The organism is Mesorhizobium sp. SARCC-RB16n (genome assembly GCF_008520305.1).
Taxonomy (GTDB): domain Bacteria; phylum Pseudomonadota; class Alphaproteobacteria; order Rhizobiales; family Rhizobiaceae; genus Mesorhizobium.
In genome coordinates this window covers 112,557-128,973 of sequence record NZ_ML703269.1, presented here as the reverse complement: position 1 = coordinate 128,973, position 16,417 = coordinate 112,557, and the positions used below count along the sequence as shown (strand labels likewise).

19 protein-coding genes are annotated in these 16,417 nt (G+C 61.7%); 14 read left to right on the top strand and 5 right to left on the bottom strand.

Features of this window, described 5'->3' with window-relative positions:
• Window positions 1-32: 32 nt before the first annotated feature.
• Window positions 33-1,607, bottom strand: a complete 1,575-nt coding sequence (locus tag C7I87_RS17285) for a trimethylamine methyltransferase family protein (RefSeq protein ID WP_149905339.1) — start codon at window positions 1,605-1,607, stop codon at window positions 33-35.
• 290 nt (window positions 1,608-1,897) lie between these two features.
• Here C7I87_RS17285 and C7I87_RS17280 point away from each other — a divergent pair, with 290 nt between their 5' ends.
• Window positions 1,898-2,596, top strand: coding sequence for a corrinoid protein (locus C7I87_RS17280; RefSeq protein WP_149905338.1), 699 nt, complete (start codon window positions 1,898-1,900; stop codon window positions 2,594-2,596).
• 81 nt (window positions 2,597-2,677) lie between these two features.
• On the opposite strand, the gene C7I87_RS17275 is transcribed toward C7I87_RS17280, so the two are convergent.
• Window positions 2,678-2,815, bottom strand: a complete 138-nt coding sequence (locus C7I87_RS17275; RefSeq protein ID WP_149905337.1) for an entericidin A/B family lipoprotein — start codon at window positions 2,813-2,815, stop codon at window positions 2,678-2,680.
• A gap of 63 nt (window positions 2,816-2,878) precedes the next feature.
• Between C7I87_RS17275 and C7I87_RS17270 the strand changes: the two genes are divergently transcribed.
• Window positions 2,879-3,508, top strand: coding sequence for a DUF1638 domain-containing protein (locus C7I87_RS17270; RefSeq protein ID WP_149905336.1), 630 nt, complete (start codon window positions 2,879-2,881; stop codon window positions 3,506-3,508).
• 5 nt (window positions 3,509-3,513) lie between these two features.
• On the opposite strand, the gene C7I87_RS17265 is transcribed toward C7I87_RS17270, so the two are convergent.
• Entirely contained in the window at window positions 3,514-4,434 is a 921-nt protein-coding gene (locus C7I87_RS17265) for an NAD-dependent epimerase/dehydratase family protein (RefSeq protein WP_149905335.1), read from the bottom strand.
• A 120-nt stretch (window positions 4,435-4,554) separates the two neighbouring features.
• On the opposite strand from C7I87_RS17265, the gene C7I87_RS17260 reads away from it, so the two are divergent.
• The 9 genes from C7I87_RS17260 to C7I87_RS17215 all read left to right on the top strand — a co-directional run bounded on the left by C7I87_RS17260 (window position 4,555) and on the right by C7I87_RS17215 (window position 13,007).
• Window positions 4,555-5,130, top strand: coding sequence for a DUF4893 domain-containing protein (locus C7I87_RS17260; protein ID WP_149905334.1), 576 nt, complete (start codon window positions 4,555-4,557; stop codon window positions 5,128-5,130).
• An 89-nt stretch (window positions 5,131-5,219) separates the two neighbouring features.
• Window positions 5,220-6,002 carry a formyl transferase gene (locus C7I87_RS17255; RefSeq protein WP_149905333.1) on the top strand — a complete coding sequence of 261 codons (783 nt, stop codon included), beginning with the start codon at window positions 5,220-5,222 and terminating at the stop codon, window positions 6,000-6,002.
• A gap of 202 nt (window positions 6,003-6,204) precedes the next feature.
• A complete protein-coding gene (locus C7I87_RS17250; RefSeq protein WP_149905332.1) occupies window positions 6,205-6,507 on the top strand; it encodes a virulence factor in 303 nt (100 codons plus the stop codon).
• Window positions 6,500-7,096, top strand: coding sequence for a methylenetetrahydrofolate reductase C-terminal domain-containing protein (locus C7I87_RS17245; protein WP_149905331.1), 597 nt, complete (start codon window positions 6,500-6,502; stop codon window positions 7,094-7,096). Before C7I87_RS17250 ends, C7I87_RS17245 begins: the two co-directional genes overlap by 8 nt.
• Window positions 7,093-8,184 carry a methylenetetrahydrofolate reductase gene (locus C7I87_RS17240; RefSeq protein WP_149905330.1) on the top strand — a complete coding sequence of 364 codons (1,092 nt, stop codon included), beginning with the start codon at window positions 7,093-7,095 and terminating at the stop codon, window positions 8,182-8,184. Before C7I87_RS17245 ends, C7I87_RS17240 begins: the two co-directional genes overlap by 4 nt.
• A gap of 81 nt (window positions 8,185-8,265) precedes the next feature.
• Complete coding sequence (locus tag C7I87_RS17235; RefSeq protein WP_149905329.1) at window positions 8,266-9,240, top strand: methyltetrahydrofolate cobalamin methyltransferase; 975 nt, start codon at window positions 8,266-8,268, stop codon at window positions 9,238-9,240.
• Window positions 9,191-11,320: an ASKHA domain-containing protein gene (locus tag C7I87_RS17230; RefSeq protein ID WP_149905328.1), complete on the top strand. Its 2,130-nt coding sequence runs from the start codon at window positions 9,191-9,193 to the stop codon at window positions 11,318-11,320. The genes C7I87_RS17235 and C7I87_RS17230 overlap by 50 nt, the downstream gene beginning before the upstream one ends.
• A 280-nt stretch (window positions 11,321-11,600) precedes the next feature.
• Window positions 11,601-11,786 (top strand): hypothetical protein, encoded by a 186-nt coding sequence (locus tag C7I87_RS17220; protein WP_149905327.1) that lies wholly within the window; start codon window positions 11,601-11,603, stop codon window positions 11,784-11,786.
• A 243-nt stretch (window positions 11,787-12,029) separates the two neighbouring features.
• Window positions 12,030-13,007: an alpha/beta hydrolase gene (locus C7I87_RS17215; protein WP_149905326.1), complete on the top strand. Its 978-nt coding sequence runs from the start codon at window positions 12,030-12,032 to the stop codon at window positions 13,005-13,007.
• On the opposite strand, the gene C7I87_RS17210 is transcribed toward C7I87_RS17215, so the two are convergent.
• Window positions 12,920-13,249 carry a hypothetical protein gene (locus tag C7I87_RS17210; RefSeq protein ID WP_149905325.1) on the bottom strand — a complete coding sequence of 110 codons (330 nt, stop codon included), beginning with the start codon at window positions 13,247-13,249 and terminating at the stop codon, window positions 12,920-12,922. The genes C7I87_RS17215 and C7I87_RS17210 overlap by 88 nt on opposite strands.
• A 24-nt stretch (window positions 13,250-13,273) precedes the next feature.
• The gene (locus C7I87_RS17205; RefSeq protein WP_015317416.1) at window positions 13,274-14,173 is read right to left on the bottom strand and encodes a LysR substrate-binding domain-containing protein; all 900 of its coding nucleotides are present in this window, start codon (window positions 14,171-14,173) and stop codon (window positions 13,274-13,276) included.
• 219 nt (window positions 14,174-14,392) lie between these two features.
• On the opposite strand from C7I87_RS17205, the gene C7I87_RS17200 reads away from it, so the two are divergent.
• The 3 genes from C7I87_RS17200 to C7I87_RS17190 all read left to right on the top strand — a co-directional run bounded on the left by C7I87_RS17200 (window position 14,393) and on the right by C7I87_RS17190 (window position 16,410).
• Complete coding sequence (locus C7I87_RS17200) at window positions 14,393-14,578, top strand: hypothetical protein (RefSeq protein WP_149905324.1); 186 nt, start codon at window positions 14,393-14,395, stop codon at window positions 14,576-14,578.
• Window positions 14,579-14,928: 350 nt separating this feature from the next.
• Entirely contained in the window at window positions 14,929-15,063 is a 135-nt protein-coding gene (locus C7I87_RS36480) for a hypothetical protein (RefSeq protein ID WP_013894968.1), read from the top strand.
• A gap of 408 nt (window positions 15,064-15,471) precedes the next feature.
• Window positions 15,472-16,410, top strand: coding sequence for a GlxA family transcriptional regulator (locus C7I87_RS17190; RefSeq protein WP_373424744.1), 939 nt, complete (start codon window positions 15,472-15,474; stop codon window positions 16,408-16,410).
• The last annotated feature ends 7 nt before the right edge of the window (window positions 16,411-16,417 follow it).

The window sequence follows — 16,417 nt, the reverse complement described above, 5'->3', positions numbered from 1 at the left end:
GCGACTTTAGCCCCGCCTGACTCGGGCTCCTTTCAAGTGAAGGCGTCGGGCATCGACCCCTTCTTCCTGGCGATGAAGTCCTTCAGGGCTTCGTCGATGCCTTCATCGAGGTGCGGCGCCTCGTAAGCCTCCAGCCAGCGGCGGGCGAGATCGTTGGCACGCTGCGGCGCGGTCTTCTGGCCCTCGGCCAGCCACTGCTCGTAGGAGTTGTTGTCGGCGATCGACGAGCGGTAGAAGGCGGTCTGGAAATTGGCCTGGGTGTGGTCGCAGCCGAGATAGTGGCTGCCCGGACCGACCTGGCGGATGGCATCCATCGCCTGGCCGTTTTCCGACAGGTCGACGCCTTCGCAGAATTTCTGCTGCATGCCGAGCTGATCGATATCCATCATGAATTTTTCATAGCAGGACGCCAGCCCGCCCTCGAGCCAGCCGGCCGAATGGAGCACGAAATTGGTGCCGGCAAGGATGGTTGAGTTCAGCGTGTTGGCGCTCTCATAGGCTGCTTGTGCGTCCGGCACCTTCGAGGCGCAGAGCGAGCCGCCGGTGCGGAACGGCAGTCCGAGCCGGCGGGCGAGTTGCGCCGCGCCATAGGAGACCAGCGACGGCTCCGGCGTGCCGAAGGTCGGCGCGCCCGACTGCATCGATATCGACGACGCGAAGGTGCCGAACAGCACCGGCGCACCTGGACGGATCAGCTGCGTGAACGAGGCGCCGGCCAGCACTTCGGCCAGGACCTGCGTCAGCGTGCCGGCGACCGTCACCGGGCTCATCGCGCCGGCGAGGATGAACGGCGTGACGATGCAGGCCTGATTATGCCGCGAATAGACCTTCAGGGCGCCGAGCATGGTTTCGTCGAACACCATCGGCGAGTTGGCGTTGATCAGGCTGGTCAGCACCGTGTTGTTCTCGACGAAGTCGTCGCCGAACACCAGCTTGGCCATCGCCACCGTGTCCTCGGCGCGCTCCGGCGCGGTCACCGAACCCATGAACGGCTTGTCGGAATATTTGATATGCGCGTAGACCATGTCGAGGTGGCGCTTGTTGACCGGCACGTCGACCGGCTCGCACACCGTGCCGCCCGAATGGTGGATCGATGGCGCCATATAGGCGAGCTTCACGAAATTCTGGAAATCCTCGATCGTCGCATAGCGCCTGACGCCGTCGAGATCGCGCACGAAGGGCGGGCCATAGACCGGCGCGAACACGGTCGCGTCGCCGCCGATCTGTACCGAGCGTTCCGAATTGCGGGCATGCTGGGTGTAGATGGACGGCGCGGTCTTCAAGAGCGAACGGCAGAGCCCCTTGGGAAAATGCACGCGCTCGCCCTTGACGTCGGCGCCGGCCTCTTTCCAGAGCTGCAGCGCTTCCGCGTCATCGCGAAAAATGATGCCGATCTCTTCCAGCACCGTGTCGGTGTTCTTCTCGATCAGCGCCAGGCCTTCCTCGTTCAGCACTTCGTAGACGTTGATCTTGCGCTTGATGTAGGTGAGCTGGGTGCCGGGGCCGCCGCCGGAACGCGCCGCGCGCCTGGCCGCTGCTCCACCGCTGGCGCCGCGCCCACGCCGCGCGTTTGACGCTTCCTGGTCGACTGCCGCGTGTTCGCTCATGATCACTCTTCCCTGAATATGGCCAGGCCTCGATATGGACCGGTCCGTAACCGTTGCAGCCGCATGGCGCGGCTTTCGCCGGATCGTAGCCATGCACCCTATTCGAAACGGCCCGTCCGCGCCAACGCCTGTCGCAAAATCGACAAGAAATCCGATAGATTTTCCAGTCGCTTTCCTTTTGCGGGAAGTCGCAAATCAGCTATGGATACCCGCCCGTTGCGGGTTAGGTATGAACGCCATTATTTTGTGCCTTGCGACACAGTCGCGATGCCGTGAGGAGCTGGATTAAAATGTCCGACGACGAGATCATCCTTTCCGAACTTTCCGATGACGAGTTGGTGCAGCAGATGCACGACGATCTCTATGACGGTCTGAAGGAAGAAATCGAGGAAGGCACGCGCATCCTGCTCGATCGCGGCTGGGCGCCCTACAAGGTGCTGACCGAGGCACTGGTCGAAGGCATGCGTATCGTCGGCGAGGATTTTCGCGACGGCATCCTGTTCGTTCCCGAAGTGCTGTTGTCCGCCAATGCCATGAAGGCCGGCATGTTCATCCTGCGCCCACTGCTCGCCGCCACCGGCGCGCCCAAGCAGGGCAAGATGGTGATCGGCACCGTCAAGGGCGACATCCACGACATCGGCAAGAACCTCGTCGGCATGATGATGGAAGGCGCCGGCTTCGACGTCATCGACCTCGGCATCAACAACGCGGTCGAGAAGTATCTCGATGCGATCGAGCAGCACCAGCCCGACATCATCGGCATGTCGGCTCTGCTCACCACCACCATGCCCTACATGAAGGTCGTCATCGACACGATGAAGGAAAAGGGCATTCGCGACGACTATGTAGTGCTGGTTGGCGGGGCACCGCTCAACGAAGAATTCGGCAAGGCCGTCGGCGCCGATGCCTATTGCCGCGACGCAGCGGTGGCGGTCGAAACCGCCAAGGATTTCATGAAGCGCAAGCACAACGTGCGTGCTTCGGCCTGATCCAAGGCATCAGGACGACGAAAAAAAGCCGCGCCTTGCAGCGCGGCTTTTTTGTTCCCAGATGAAAGAGGTGGCTGCCGATCAATTGGCGACAGTGTCTTTGACCGCCCTCGCCGTCGATTTGACGTCCTTGCCGACGCCGCGGACGGTGTTCGCGCAAGCCGTAAGGGCGAGGACGCTGGCAAGAATAGCAATCGGAGCGATGCGTAGCAGTTTCATGGACGGTGTCTCCCTCAATAGATAAATTAGCCCACGACAACGAAGGCCGGCTTGACTGATCCCATGGCCAAATCACAGAAAACGAAACCGAATCAAGGCGACAGGCTGCTCGTCATCGCTTGCGGGATGATTGCGCGCGAGGTGTTGGCCGTCAAGGAACGGCTCGGGCTGGATCACCTCGAATTGACGTGTTTGCCGGCGGAATTTCATTTCTATCCTGACCGCATCGCACCGGCCATGGACAAGGCGATCGAGAAGGCCAAGGCGGAGGGTTACATCAATATCTTCGTCGGCTATGCCGATTGCGGTACCGGCGGCTTGCTTGACCGCGTACTGGAGAAGCATGGCGTCGAGCGCATGGCCGGCCCGCATTGCTTCGCCTTCTATCAAGGCATGGACGCCTATGCGAAGGTCGCCGACGACGACATGATGTCGTTCTACATGACGGACTTCCTGTGCCGCCAGTTCGATGCCTTCTTCATGAAGCCGCTCGGGCTGGACAGGCACCCGGAACTGATCAAGGACTATTTCGGCAATTACGAGAAGCTGATCTATCTGGCGCAGACCGATGATCCGGAGCTCGACAAGGTCGCGGAAAAGGCGGCCGCCCTGCTCGGCTTGACCTACGAGCGTCGCTCGACCGGGTTTGGCGACCTGACGCCAGGCCTGGCGCGTGCGGCCGCGAGCGCCTGAGGGCTTCAGCTCTCGTCTTCGGCCGCCAGCGCCGCCAGCACGTCGGCAAAGCTCGTCCTGCAGGCAAAACCCAGCCTCTCTCTCGCCCGCGACGAGTCATAGACCCGGTCGATCGAGGAAAACATCGTCCAGCCTTTGCGTGCATAAAGTGCGGGAAATTCGGGAAAATAACGCGCCACGACCGATGGGGCGTCTGCGATCAAGTCCGCGCAATCATCGGGCTGGAACGGCGTAGGCGCACAGACGATGAAGATGCCGAAGCCGAGCTCCGGTGCCTTCTCCAGTGCCGCGACATGCGCCTGCGCCGCGTCGTCCACCGTCAGCCGCCGAAACAGCAACTCGTTCGCCTTGGTATTGGCGTCCGACTGCTCGATCGCATGCGCCATGTCGTCGGCCTCGGGGAAGAAACGGGCCGTGCGCAGCACCACCACAGGCAGCCCGTGCCGGAGGTGGTAGAGACGGCAGAGATGCTCGGCGGAGAGCTTGGTCACCCCATAGATGTTGCGCGGCTCGGGCGACATCGATTCCGTCAGCCACGCCGCCTTGCGCGCGCCACCCTCGAAGCCGTCGCGTATCGCCTGCGAGATCATCAGCGAAGTCGTTGACGTGAAGACGAAGCGTTGCACATTGGCCGCTACCGCCGCATCGAGCAGGTTTAGCGTGCCCTGCACGTTGGCCGCGATGAAATCACTGTTGGCGTGGCTTTCTATGTTGGGCTTGTGCAGCGCGCCGCTGTGAATGATGGCTTCAGTTCGATTGTCCCTGACTGCTCGCATGACCAGATCGCGGTCGGCAATCGAGCCGACGATCCGCGTTTCGGCCGATGGAATGGGATCGAGGCCGGTGACGTCATGTCCAAGCCCGCGCAGGATTGGCGCCAACGCGCTTCCTAGCCAACCTGATGACCCCGTAAGCAAGATTCGCATTCGTCACACCATGAATTTCGACCGTGACGCTGTTAAGCACGGATGACAGGCGCCAGCGACCCGGTAAGTTATGCGCCAGACGGCAGCGGCGCCGTTCCAGACAAAACAGGGATTCCTCTGATGAACCTCCGCCCCTTACTTGCCACTGTCGGCCTGTTCTGCTGCGTTTTGCCCGCCCTTGCCGACGGCCAAGTGCAGAAACTGATCACCGCCGCCGACAAGGCGCGGCTCGACAGATATGGCGACACGCGCAAGGCGGCGCTCGCCGAGGCAAAGGCGGGCAACCCCGCCGAGGTCAAGCAGCTCGACGCGCTGCTGGCCAAGCCGCTGGTCGCCTTCTCCGACAAGGATCTCACTGGCAATTGGCGGTGCCGCACGATCAAAGTCGGCGGACTGAGCCCGCTCGTCATCTATGGCTGGTTCAAATGCAGGGTAACCGATGATGGCTCCGGCTGGCGGCTGCAAAAGATCAGCGGTTCGCAGCGCACCCAGGGCCGTTTCTTCGACGACGGCGACAAGCGCTCGATCTATCTTGGCTCCGGCTCCGTCAACGACGACCGGGCGAAGCCCTATGGCAGCGGCTCGCAAACCGATCAGGTCGGTTACGCCTTCCGCAACAGCGCCAAGGAATGGCGCATCGAATTCCCCGCGCCCTACTACGAATCGAAGCTCGACATCATGGAGTTCAAGCGCTGACCGGATCTATCATGCCGGCATACCAAGGATTAACCCGCCTGCCCTAAGGTCCGGCCGCATCAGCCGGTCCTTGGAGCGTGGCAAGATCAATGGCAGCGTCGAAATCCAATCCGCGACCGATTGTAGTCGTCACCGGTGGCGGCGCGCACGTCTGGGCCATGATCAACGACCTCACCGACCGCGTCGGCCCTGTCAGCGTCATCCTCGAAATCCCTGAATCTAAAAAACAATTGCTGCGCGGCCGCGCCCGACGCCAGGGCTGGGTCTCTGCCATGGGCCAGCTCGGCACGATGGTGCTGAGCAGGCTCGGAAAACGGCTTTATGTCAAACATGCCGCCCGGTTGATTGCCGAGGAGAAGCTTGAAACGGAACCGCGGCAAGGCCAGGTCATCGTCCATGTGGCATCCGCCAACAGCGAGGAATGTCTGCAAGCGATCCAGAAGATGAAACCTGGCGTCGTGCTGCTCAACGGTTGCCGGCTGATTTCCAGGGAGATGCTCGGCAAAATACCTTGTCCGGTGCTCAACTATCATGCCGGCATCACCCCGAAATATCGCGGCATGAATGGCGGCTATTGGGCGTTGACGTCAGGCGATCCGCAGAATTTCGGCACCACCGTCCATCTGGTCGATGCGGGCGTCGACACCGGCGGCGTGCTGAAGCAGGCGCGCGGCAAGCCGAAACAAGGCGACAGCATCTCCAGCTACGCGCTGCGCCAGGTGGCGTTTTCGCGCGACATCTGCGTCGAGGCGGTCAGCGACGCGCTAGCCGGAAAACTCGCAACGTTCGATCCAGGCCTGCCATCGAAACAGTGGTACCACCCGACGATCTGGTCCTATGTCTGGACAGGGCTGAGAACCGGCATCTGGTAACGCATCCGGCGTCCACAACAGCGCAAATTCCGCCGCCATTATTGCTGCATTCACCCTGTCGCGACATGGGTCGCAAACGAATAAACGCACCTTTCATTTTACGACATCGAAATGCGTCGCTTTTGAATGCGCGCGCGTCGTCCCATAACAAGCGGGCCAACTGCGCTTGCGGCAATGCTCGGGGATCGAGGAGCGAGAATTCATGGCCGATCTTATCGTCGTCTACTGGCGCGACATCCCTGCCCAGGTCATCGTCAGGAAAGGCCGGCAGAACGCCAAGCGCGAACTGCCGTTGCGCTTCACCGAGGCGATCGACATGTGCGCCATGCGCACCGGCGCCGGTGGCACGGACGACTATCTCGCCGAATGGCGCAAGGCCGATCCCGTTCCGGTTGGTGACGATCTCGAATCCGAGGTCGAAAAGGCGTTCCACGAACTCGACGCGAAATACGACCGCGAGCGGCTGGTCGCTCTGGTCAAGGCGGGCGGAAAAGAAAATGTCTGACGAGAACCCGGCGGTTACCCAGGCCACGCTGGTCAAGAAGGCAGCGCCGAAATCCGACTACAAGCCGGCCGACGTGTCGCCGCAGCGCCGCGTGCAGCGCTCGTTTGCGGTGAGGTTATGGTCTGTCCGGCATTCGCGCCTGCTCGAATGGTTTTATGCCCGTTTTGCCGACACGTTCCTGCTGCTGCATCCCTTGTGGAAGGGCATCGGCTATGGTCGTGTCGAGGCGCCGGTCAAATTCGTCGAAAAGCGCGTCAAGGGCTTCATGTTCGACTGCCGCATGTGCGGTCAGTGCATCCTGTCCTCGACCGGCATGTCGTGCCCGATGAACTGCCCCAAGCAGTTGCGCAACGGCCCTTGCGGCGGCGTGCGCGCCAACGGCAATTGCGAGGTCGAGCCCAATATGCCCTGCGTCTGGGTCAAGGCCTGGGAAGGTTCGCAGAACATGGTCAACTCCGACAGGATCCTCACCGTGCAGAAGCCGGTCGATCAGTCGTTGCGCGAAACCTCGGCCTGGTTGCGGGTGACCGCGCAGGCCGCGGCAGCCCGTGAAGCTGCCGCCGCAGCGAAGACCGGAGCCTCTGCATGATCGGCCGCCAGCTCGACGAAAATCCGGCCGGCATCCATTTGCCGCTCGATCCCCTGCCCGGCCACACCTCACGCGGCCGGCTGGAGCGGGTGCTCAGGCGCGGCGAGTTCGCGGTGACGACCGAGCTCAATCCGCCCGACAGCGCCGATCCCGAGGACGTCTACAACAGGGCGAAGATCTTCGACGGATGGGTCGACGCCATCAACGCCGTCGATGCGTCCGGCGCCAATTGCCACATGTCGTCGGTTGGCATCTGCGCATTGCTGACCCGCATGGGCTACGCCCCGATCATGCAGATCGCCTGCCGCGACAAGAACCGCATCGCGATCCAGGGCGATGTTCTGGGAGGTGCCGCGATGGGCGTCGCCAACATGCTGTGCCTGACCGGCGACGGCGTGCAGGCCGGCGACCAGCCTGGCGCCAAGCCGGTGTTCGATCTCGATTCCATGTCGCTGCTCGAGACCTGTCGCATCATGCGTGACAACGGCAAGTTTCTGTCCGGCCGGAAGCTGACCACGCCGCCGCAGCTGTTCCTGGGCGCTGCCGTCAATCCGTTCGCGCCGCCCTTCGACTTTCGCCCGATCCACCTCGGCAAGAAGATCGCCGCCGGCGCGCAATTCATACAGACGCAGTATTGCTTCGACGTGCCGATGTTCAAAACCTTCATGCAAAAGGCCCGCGATCTCGGCCACACCGAAAAGGTGTTCATCCTGTGCGGCGTCGGCCCGCTCGCTTCCGCCAAGACGGCAAAATGGATCCGCTCCAACGTGCCGGGCATCCATATTCCTGATGCCGTCATCAAGCGGCTGGAAGGCGCCCAGGACCAGAAGAAGGAAGGCAAGCAGCTCTGCACCGACATCATCAACGAGGTGAAGGAAATTCCCGGCGTCTCTGGCATCCACGTGATGGCCTACCGCCAGGAGGAATATGTTGCCGAGATCGTCGATGAATCGGGCGTGCTGAAGGGCCGCCAGCCATGGAAGCGTGAGATCCGCCGCGACGACCAGATGGTCGCCGATCGGCTGGACCACATCCTGCACGACGAGATTACCGAAACCCAGGTGGATATGGTGAAGACCGCGCATTGAGAGCGTGGAACGACCACCATTCGCTTGATCGACAAGAGATAACGATATAAAGAACTCTTTATATCACGACGGAGAGATTTCATGACCCGGACCATCGTCGCCTCGGCGACACGAGAAATCATTATCGGCTTCGACCAGCCCTTCTGCGTGATTGGCGAACGCATTAACCCGACCGGCCGCAAGAAGCTCGCTGCCGAGATGGTGGTTGGCAATTTCGAGACCGTCATCAAGGACGCGCTGGAGCAGGCCGCCTGCGGCGCCACAATGCTCGACGTCAATGCCGGCGTCACCTCGGTCAACCCGAACGAGACCGAACCCGGTCTGCTGGTGCAGACGCTGGAAATCGTCCAGGGCCTGGTCGACTTGCCGCTGTCGATCGATAGTTCCGTCACCGCCGCGATCGAGGCCGCGCTGAAGGTCGCCAAGGGGCGCCCGCTGGTCAACTCCGTCACCGGCGAGGAAGAAAAACTCGAGGCCATCCTGCCACTGGTCAAGAAATACAATGTTCCGGTCGTCGCCATCTCCAACGACGAGACCGGCATTTCGATGGATCCGGACGTGCGCTTTGCCGTCGCCAAGAAGATCGTCGAGCGCTGCGCCGATTTCGGCATTCCGGCGCACGACGTCGTCGTCGACCCGCTGGTCATGCCGATCGGCGCGCTGGGCGATGCCGGCCGCCAGGTGTTCGCGCTGCTGCGGCGCCTGCGTGAGGAACTCAAGGTCAACACCACTTGCGGCCTGTCTAATATCTCGTTCGGCCTGCCACACCGCCATGGCATCAACGCCGCCTTCATCCCGATGGTGATCGGCGCTGGCATGACCTCCGCGATCATGAACCCGGTGCGGCCGCAGGAGATGGAAGCCGTGCGCGGCGCCAACGTGCTGAACGGCACCGACGAGAACTGCACCAAATGGATCAAGACCTACAAGGATTACAAGCCGGCCGAAGGCGGCCACGCGGTGGCGGCGCCGACAGCGGTCAATGCACCGGGCGAAGGCGGCGGCAATGGCGGCCGTCGGCGCGGCGGCCGTGAAGCCCGCATGGGCCGGGGATAAGCGCGCAATCGTGAATTCACCTGCCAACATTACCGATCCGCTCGTGCTGTTCATGCCGTCGGGCAAGCGCGGGCGGTTCCCTGTCGGCACGCCAGTGCTCGACGCCGCGCGCCAACTCGGCGTCTATGTCGAAAGCGTGTGCGGCGGACGTGCCACTTGCGGGCGCTGCCAGATCGAGGTGCAGGAAGGCAATTTCGCCAAGCACAAGATCACCTCCTCCAACGACCACATCTCGCCCAAAGGCCCCAAGGAAGAGCGCTACGAACGCGTCCGCGGCCTGCCCGAACGGCGCCGCCTCTCCTGCTCGGCGCAGATCCTCGGCGATCTCGTCATCGACGTGCCGCAGGATACCGTCATCAATGCACAGACCATCCGCAAGGATGCCGACACAAGGGTGATCGCCCGCGATACGGCGATTCGTATGTGCTATGTCGAGATCGAAGAGCCCGACATGCACAATCCATCAGGCGATCTCGACCGGCTCAAGATCGCGCTGATGAAGGACTGGAGCTTTAAAAACCTCGAATTCGACTTCTACCTGCTGCCGCAGGTGCAAGGCATATTGCGCAAAGGCAACTGGACCGCGACAGCCGCCATCCACAAGGACGCCGACAGCGACATCGCGCGCGTCATCGCGCTGTGGCCGGGCCTCAAGAACGAGGCCTATGGCCTCGCCTGCGACATCGGCTCGACCACCATCGCCATGCACCTGGTGTCGCTGCTGTCGGGCCGGGTCGCCGCCTCTTCCGGAACGTCGAACCCGCAGATCCGCTTCGGCGAGGATCTGATGAGCCGCGTCTCCTATGTGATGATGAACCCGGATGGCCGCGAGGGAATGACGGTCGCTGTCCGCGAGGCGATCTCCGGCCTCGTCGACAAGGTCTGCGCGGAAGGCAATGTCCAGCGCAACGACATCCTGGATTCGGTCTTCGTCGGCAATCCGATCATGCACCACCTGTTCCTCGGCATCGATCCGACCGAGCTCGGCGGAGCCCCCTTCGCGCTTGCCGTCTCGGGCGCCGTTCGCATCAAGGCATCCGACATCGGGCTCAAGCTCAACCAGGGCGCACGGCTCTATATGCTGCCTTGCATTGCCGGCCATGTCGGCGCCGACGCGGCGGCGGTGACGCTGTCGGAAGGCCCGCATCGCCAGGACGAGATGATGTTGATCGTCGATGTCGGCACCAATGCCGAGATCGTGCTCGGCAATCGGGCGCGTGTTGTCGCCGCCTCCTCGCCCACTGGTCCTGCCTTCGAAGGCGCCGAAATCTCCGGTGGCCAACGCGCCGCGCCCGGCGCCATCGAGCGCGTGCGCATCGATCCCGACACGCTGGAGCCGAAATACCGCGTCATCGGCTCGGAACTGTGGTCCGACGAACCCGGCTTCCTCGACAGCGTACAGGCGACCGGCGTCACCGGCATCTGCGGCTCCGGCATTATCGAAATCGTCGCCGAAATGTATCTCGCCGGCATCATCTCGGAAGATGGCGTCGTCGACGGATCGCTTGCCGCGCGCTCGCCGCGCGTCGTCGCCAACGGCCGCACCTTCTCCTACGTGCTGAAGGAAGGCGAACCCAAGATTACAATCACCCAGACCGATGTGCGTGCTATCCAGCTCGCCAAGGCGGCGCTATATGCCGGCACCAAGCTGTTGATGGAAAAGCAGAACACCGAACATGTCGACCGCATCCATTTCGCGGGTGCCTTCGGCTCCTTCATCGATCCGAAATACGCCATGGTGCTCGGCCTTATCCCCGATTGCGATCTCGACAAGGTCTCGGCCGTCGGCAACGCCGCCGGCGCCGGCGCTCGCATGGCGCTGCTCAACCGTGGCTATCGCCGCGAGATCGAGGAGACGGTGAGCCAGATCGAGAAGATCGAAACGGCGCTGGAACCGAAATTCCAGGAGCATTTCGTCTATGCCATGGCGCTGCCCAACAAAGTCGATCCGTTCCCGAAACTGTCGGCGGCGGTAAAACTGCCGCCACGCAAGACGGTGAGCGAGGATGGCATCGCCGGCGACGCTGCACCCCGCCGGCGCTCGCGCGAAGGCCACGCGGCAAGGCGCGGGCGCGAATAGACCCGTCGGCCTCTCCCTCGATTTTATTTGTATGCAAATGTTTCCGGATCGGCCGATCCGGAAACCGAAATGCTGTTTTCGCGAAATCCATCCGATACATGGCAGGCGCATTTACCCCGCATCGAACGGCGGCCAAAGATAATGCATGTCGCCCAAAAGTGACCTCGGTTTTGGGGGAACGACATGCATCAAAACAAAGACCTAAAGCGCGTCGCATGAATCCGTTTCGACGCGACGCGCTTTAGTCCTTGGCCATCGCCGTTCTTCAAGGGAGATGAAAATGTCGATGTTCGAAAATCTCGGCCGCTTTGGTGCCACCATCAGGCAGGCCCACGCCAGGAACAAGGCGATCCGCGCGCTCAACAGCCTGCCGATGCATGTCCAGAAAGATATTGGCTGGCCGGCTTCACCACCGGCCGACCCGCAGGCAACGCTTGCTTCGCTGCTACTGGGCACCACGCGCTGATGACCTTTGCCGACAAATGCAAACTACTCGCCAGGCGCCGGGGACCGCGCACGTCCCCGGCGCCTGCCACCAACCGGCTCCGCGCTGCGCTTCTGCCGCGTCGCTGATCACTACGCGAGCGCCATATTCGAAGATCACGCCGCCATGCGGATATTCGCAATCTTGACATTTCTGGCCAACGCACGATCTTCGAACGACAGGGGAATTCTCTTAGTCGGCTGCAGCCGAAGTTCGTGTATCCGCATGCCAAGTTTGAAAAGCCACTTCGTGTCCTTCGTACTCAGGCACAGCCGCAAGCGGGCCTTTTCCAGCCCGGAAAACCTGCAGCGCTGGATCGCGGCCGCGCGCAAAACCGAGGATCACCATCCGCCGGCCTTGCTCCAGCAGCGTTTCGATATCCAGACGCGCACCGTGGACGGTTTCCCGGTCTACGAAATCGCCCCCAGAGCCGGAGAGCACAAGCGGATTCTCTACCTGCATGGCGGCGCCTATGTCTTTGAGATCACGCCCTATCACTGGCATCTGATCACCGACATGGCCGACCGGTTGGGCTACGGCATCACCGTGCCGATCTATCCGATCGCCCCGGAACACGATTTCCACGCCATGTTCGGCATGGTCGGCGCTGTCTATCGCCAGATGATCGAGGAGACAGAGGCGGAAGACATCGTCTTCATGGGCGATTCCGCCGGCGGCAACATGGCAGTGGTGCTGACCATGATGGCGGCGGAAGAGGGCCTGCCCCTGCCCTCGCGCCATGTGCTGATTTCACCCGGGCTCGACGTCTCGCTCGCAAACCCGGAAGTGTTCGAGGCCGAGCGGAACGATCCATGGTTGGGGATTGCCGGTGGGCGGGAGGCAATCCGGCTCTATAGTGCCGGTATGGATCCGACGGACTGGCGCATCAGTCCGGTCTATGGCGATCTGTCGGTGTTACCGAAGACATTGCTTATGACGGGCTCCCGCGATCTTCTCACACCCGACAATCTGATCTTTGCGCAAAAAGCCCGCGCCGCCGGTGTCGAGGTGGAACTGGTGTACGAGGAAGGCATGTTCCACGTTTGGCCGCTGATTGACATGCCGGAAGCGCGGCGCGCGCGCCAACACATCGTCGCGTTTCTCACGGACGACGCCTACATTCGACCTGAAAGGGAAATGGCCAAGTCGTCGACCAAAGCTTCGTCGAGCAATCCGTTCAGGACCGGGTTGGCGAGCACGTAAATCGCCTGCAATATCTCTTCATTGCGATCTGGCTGATAGTCAATGTCTTCCCTGCATTCGACCAGATCAGCCCATCTCTCGACATCGGCGGCGGCGAGTTCTCCTGCACGGAACCGTTGCAGCACGCTGACGATATGATCGGCAGTCAGCACTACTGACGGCGTCTCGGACCATCCCAGCACACCAACCATTTCGGCCAGACGATCAATTGGCCTGGCGAACGTGACGAGATCGCCGAGCACTGAAACTCGGCTCCACGACATCGATCAGAACTTGCCGGTTTCCCGAAACACTTCGAAGGTCGCGCGGATGTGGTCGGCGACGGCCTTGACCGGCGCGCTGGCGTCCGGCGCCACCACCATGGCAAGATTGTAAGTGCCGATATCGGGCATTCCGTCCTTCGGGCAGAGTTCGACCATGTCGTTGCCGAGGAACGAGCGCGGCAGCGGCGCGACCGCGAGGTCTGCCATGATGGCAGCGCGCTGGCCCGCGGTATGGGCGCTCATATAAGCGACGCGATAGTTGCGACCCTCGCGGCCCAACGCCTCGAGCGCACCGGCCCGCCAGGCGCAGCCCTCTTCCCACAGCGACACCGGCAAGGGTTCGCGCAGATGCGCGCAGCCGCCCTTGGCGCCCGCCCACACGATCGGCTCGGTCAAGAGCACCTCCGCGCCGAGCGCGCTGGTCTTGTAGGAGTTGGTCAGAAGCGTGATGTCGAGCGCGCGGTCGTCCATGCGGCGGCGCAGATTGCTGCTCTGGTCGATGGTGACGTCGACGGCGATCGAGGGATGCGACTGCGCGAAACGCTTCAGCACATGCGGCAGCACGCGCTCGCCATAATCGTCCGGCGAGCCCAGCCGAACCACGCCGACAATATCGGGAATGATGAACTTCGACACCACCTCGCGGTTGATCGACAAAAGCCGGCGGGCATAGCCGAGCAGCATCTCGCCATCGGTGGTCAGCGTCACCGAACGCGCGTCGCGCGCGAACACCGAGCGGCCGAGGATATCCTCCAGCTTCTTGATCTGCATGGAGACGGCCGACGGCGTGCGGAACACGGCATTGGCCGCGGTGGTGAAGCTGCCGGTCTCGGCAATCGCCACGAACGTGCGCAAAACATCGAGGTCGAGCAGCGGCAGCGGATGATTGAGTGGGGCGTTCATGGCGATCAGCCTTCAATTTTTCTGATACAAAGCATCATTCCATTTCGTTTGATTGAACAGCAGATCGGGAGCATAGTCAACTCCATCGAAGCAGCGTGCTGCCAGAAGCGGTCACCAAACGACCACCACGCAGACCTGCATTCGACATGTAATGAAGCTGAAACAGACCTGACGTAACGCATTGCCGGCGCCTCCCGCGCCGCTGCAAAGGAGATCGAAATGTCTATCCTGTCGTCCCTCGGCCGCATCGCGACCGAATTCAACGCGGCCCGCGCCCGCTACCAGACCGAACGCGCCATCCGTTCCCTGCCGATCGAATTGCAGAAGGATATCGGCTGGCCGGAAGCTTCCGACGCCAAGACCGGCACTCGCTACGGCATCGGAACCTGGGCTGGAGCGAAGTAGATCGTGTGTACCCCGTGCTGAAGGCCTGCCGCGCAACCCGCCCGGCAGGCCTTCTCTATTTTATTTGTATTCAAACGAACTCAGGAGCCATGCCGCCGCTGCATGGCGCATATGAGCAAGCCGCATAGCAGCTCGTTTTTGAAGCTAACCAGCTGTAAATATTCGTAAATATTGGGCATATTGGCTATAGCCTGCCCAAATCTGTCGCATTCGGTGTCGCTTTTCATATCAAGCGCTTCGCTTTTGCGATTTAGTTTCTGCTTACACAAGCCTATATCCCCGTCAGCAAACGAGCTGCCCCACTCCATCAAGCGAAGGCGACCCGTCTGAGCAACCGATTGGAGATGATCATGAAGCTTTTTGCCCGCCTCTTCGCCCGCCGCGAAATGAACCTGACCACCGCTCTCGAGCGCCAGCGTCTTGCCAACACCATGCCTGGCCAGACCGGCGCCATGGCTGCGGCGCGCCTAGGCTTCGTCGCCTGAATGAAAGCAGTTCCAGGAAGTGTGTAACGGTTTTCCGTCCGGAACTGCGTGAAATAGAAAATACAAGATACCTCCAGAGCCGTGCTCCCTGCCACGGCTTCAGAGTTGACTGCCGCCGCTTCGGTTCCGCCGAGGCGGCGTTTGTCTTGTTGCGCTTCCACCACCTTTTCACAACCTGACGGTGGCCTGGTTTGAGCAGCCCCGCGCGGCGATTGCCCATTTGCGACCCATGTCGCAAATTTAATCTTGCTAAAGCCGCCTAGCCGATTGACAGGAATGATTTTTCCTGATGACGCTATGCTATTCGCGACATCCTGTTCGCGTCATGGCCAGATGAGGTTCCCCGTGAACGCCGTCAAGCATCCGATCAAGCGATCGTTTGTGTTCTTCCTAGTTCCCGATTTCACCATGATCGCTTTTGCGACCGCGCTGGACCCGCTGCGCTCCGCCAATCGGATGCTCGGCTATGAGGCCTATCGCTGGCGCCTTGCCAGCATCGACGGGAAACCGGTGCGCGCCTCCAACGGCGTCGAATGTGCCGTCAACACCTCGCTGGAAGAGGAACGCAAGAAGATGGCTGGGCCGGATCGCCCTAACATGGCCATCGTCTGCAGCGGCATCAATGTCGAGCGCTACCAGAACAAGTCGGCCTTTGCCTGGCTGCGCGAGGAATACAATCGCGGCGTCGCGGTGGGTGGCCTGTGTACCGGTGCGCATATCCTGGCCGCTGCTGGCCTATTGTCGAACAAGCGCTGCGCCATCCATTGGGAAAACCTGCCGGGCTTTTCCGAGGCCTTCCCGAAGGCCAATGTCTTTGCCGACCTGTTCGAGATCGACCAGAACACCTATACCTGCGCCGGCGGCACCGCCGCGCTCGACATGATGCTGAAGCTGATCGGCGACGATTTCGACGAGAATCTCGTCAACCGCGTGTGCGAGCAGGTGCTGACCGACCGCGTGCGCAGCCCGACCGACCGCCAGCGCCTGCCGCTGCGCGCTCGCCTCGGCGTGCAGAATTCGAAGGTGCTGACCATCATCGAGCTGATGGAGGCCAACCTGTCCGAGCCGCTATCGCTGATCGAGATCGCCGACCATGTCGACCTGTCGCGCCGCCAGATCGAGCGCCTGTTCCGGACCGAGATGGGACGCTCTCCTGCCCGATACTATCTCGAAATCCGCCTCGATCGCGCCCGCCATCTCTTGATCCAGTCGTCGATGCCGGTGGTCGAGGTCGCGGTCGCCTGCGGCTTCGTCTCCGCCTCGCATTTCTCCAAATGCTACCGCGAGCTCTATGCCCGCTCGCCGCAGCAGGAGCGCGTCGACCGCAAGCAATTGCTGGCCGCCTGATCCAACC

Excerpts from the sequence above, each read along its gene's own strand:
- C7I87_RS17285 (WP_149905339.1), bottom strand. The coding sequence starts at position 1,607 with ATGAGCGAACACGCGGCAGTCGACCAGGAAGCGTCAAACGCGCGGCGT.
- C7I87_RS17280 (WP_149905338.1), top strand. The coding sequence starts at position 1,898 with ATGTCCGACGACGAGATCATCCTTTCCGAACTTTCCGATGACGAGTTG.
- C7I87_RS17275 (WP_149905337.1), bottom strand. The coding sequence starts at position 2,815 with ATGAAACTGCTACGCATCGCTCCGATTGCTATTCTTGCCAGCGTCCTC.
- C7I87_RS17270 (WP_149905336.1), top strand. The coding sequence starts at position 2,879 with ATGGCCAAATCACAGAAAACGAAACCGAATCAAGGCGACAGGCTGCTC.
- C7I87_RS17265 (WP_149905335.1), bottom strand. The coding sequence starts at position 4,434 with ATGCGAATCTTGCTTACGGGGTCATCAGGTTGGCTAGGAAGCGCGTTG.
- C7I87_RS17260 (WP_149905334.1), top strand. The coding sequence starts at position 4,555 with ATGAACCTCCGCCCCTTACTTGCCACTGTCGGCCTGTTCTGCTGCGTT.
- C7I87_RS17255 (WP_149905333.1), top strand. The coding sequence starts at position 5,220 with ATGGCAGCGTCGAAATCCAATCCGCGACCGATTGTAGTCGTCACCGGT.
- C7I87_RS17250 (WP_149905332.1), top strand. The coding sequence starts at position 6,205 with ATGGCCGATCTTATCGTCGTCTACTGGCGCGACATCCCTGCCCAGGTC.
- C7I87_RS17245 (WP_149905331.1), top strand. The coding sequence starts at position 6,500 with ATGTCTGACGAGAACCCGGCGGTTACCCAGGCCACGCTGGTCAAGAAG.
- C7I87_RS17240 (WP_149905330.1), top strand. The coding sequence starts at position 7,093 with ATGATCGGCCGCCAGCTCGACGAAAATCCGGCCGGCATCCATTTGCCG.
- C7I87_RS17235 (WP_149905329.1), top strand. The coding sequence starts at position 8,266 with ATGACCCGGACCATCGTCGCCTCGGCGACACGAGAAATCATTATCGGC.
- C7I87_RS17230 (WP_149905328.1), top strand. The coding sequence starts at position 9,191 with ATGGCGGCCGTCGGCGCGGCGGCCGTGAAGCCCGCATGGGCCGGGGAT.
- C7I87_RS17220 (WP_149905327.1), top strand. The coding sequence starts at position 11,601 with ATGTCGATGTTCGAAAATCTCGGCCGCTTTGGTGCCACCATCAGGCAG.
- C7I87_RS17215 (WP_149905326.1), top strand. The coding sequence starts at position 12,030 with ATGCCAAGTTTGAAAAGCCACTTCGTGTCCTTCGTACTCAGGCACAGC.
- C7I87_RS17205 (WP_015317416.1), bottom strand. The coding sequence starts at position 14,173 with ATGAACGCCCCACTCAATCATCCGCTGCCGCTGCTCGACCTCGATGTT.
- C7I87_RS17200 (WP_149905324.1), top strand. The coding sequence starts at position 14,393 with ATGTCTATCCTGTCGTCCCTCGGCCGCATCGCGACCGAATTCAACGCG.
- C7I87_RS36480 (WP_013894968.1), top strand. The coding sequence starts at position 14,929 with ATGAAGCTTTTTGCCCGCCTCTTCGCCCGCCGCGAAATGAACCTGACC.
- C7I87_RS17190 (WP_373424744.1), top strand. The coding sequence starts at position 15,472 with ATGATCGCTTTTGCGACCGCGCTGGACCCGCTGCGCTCCGCCAATCGG.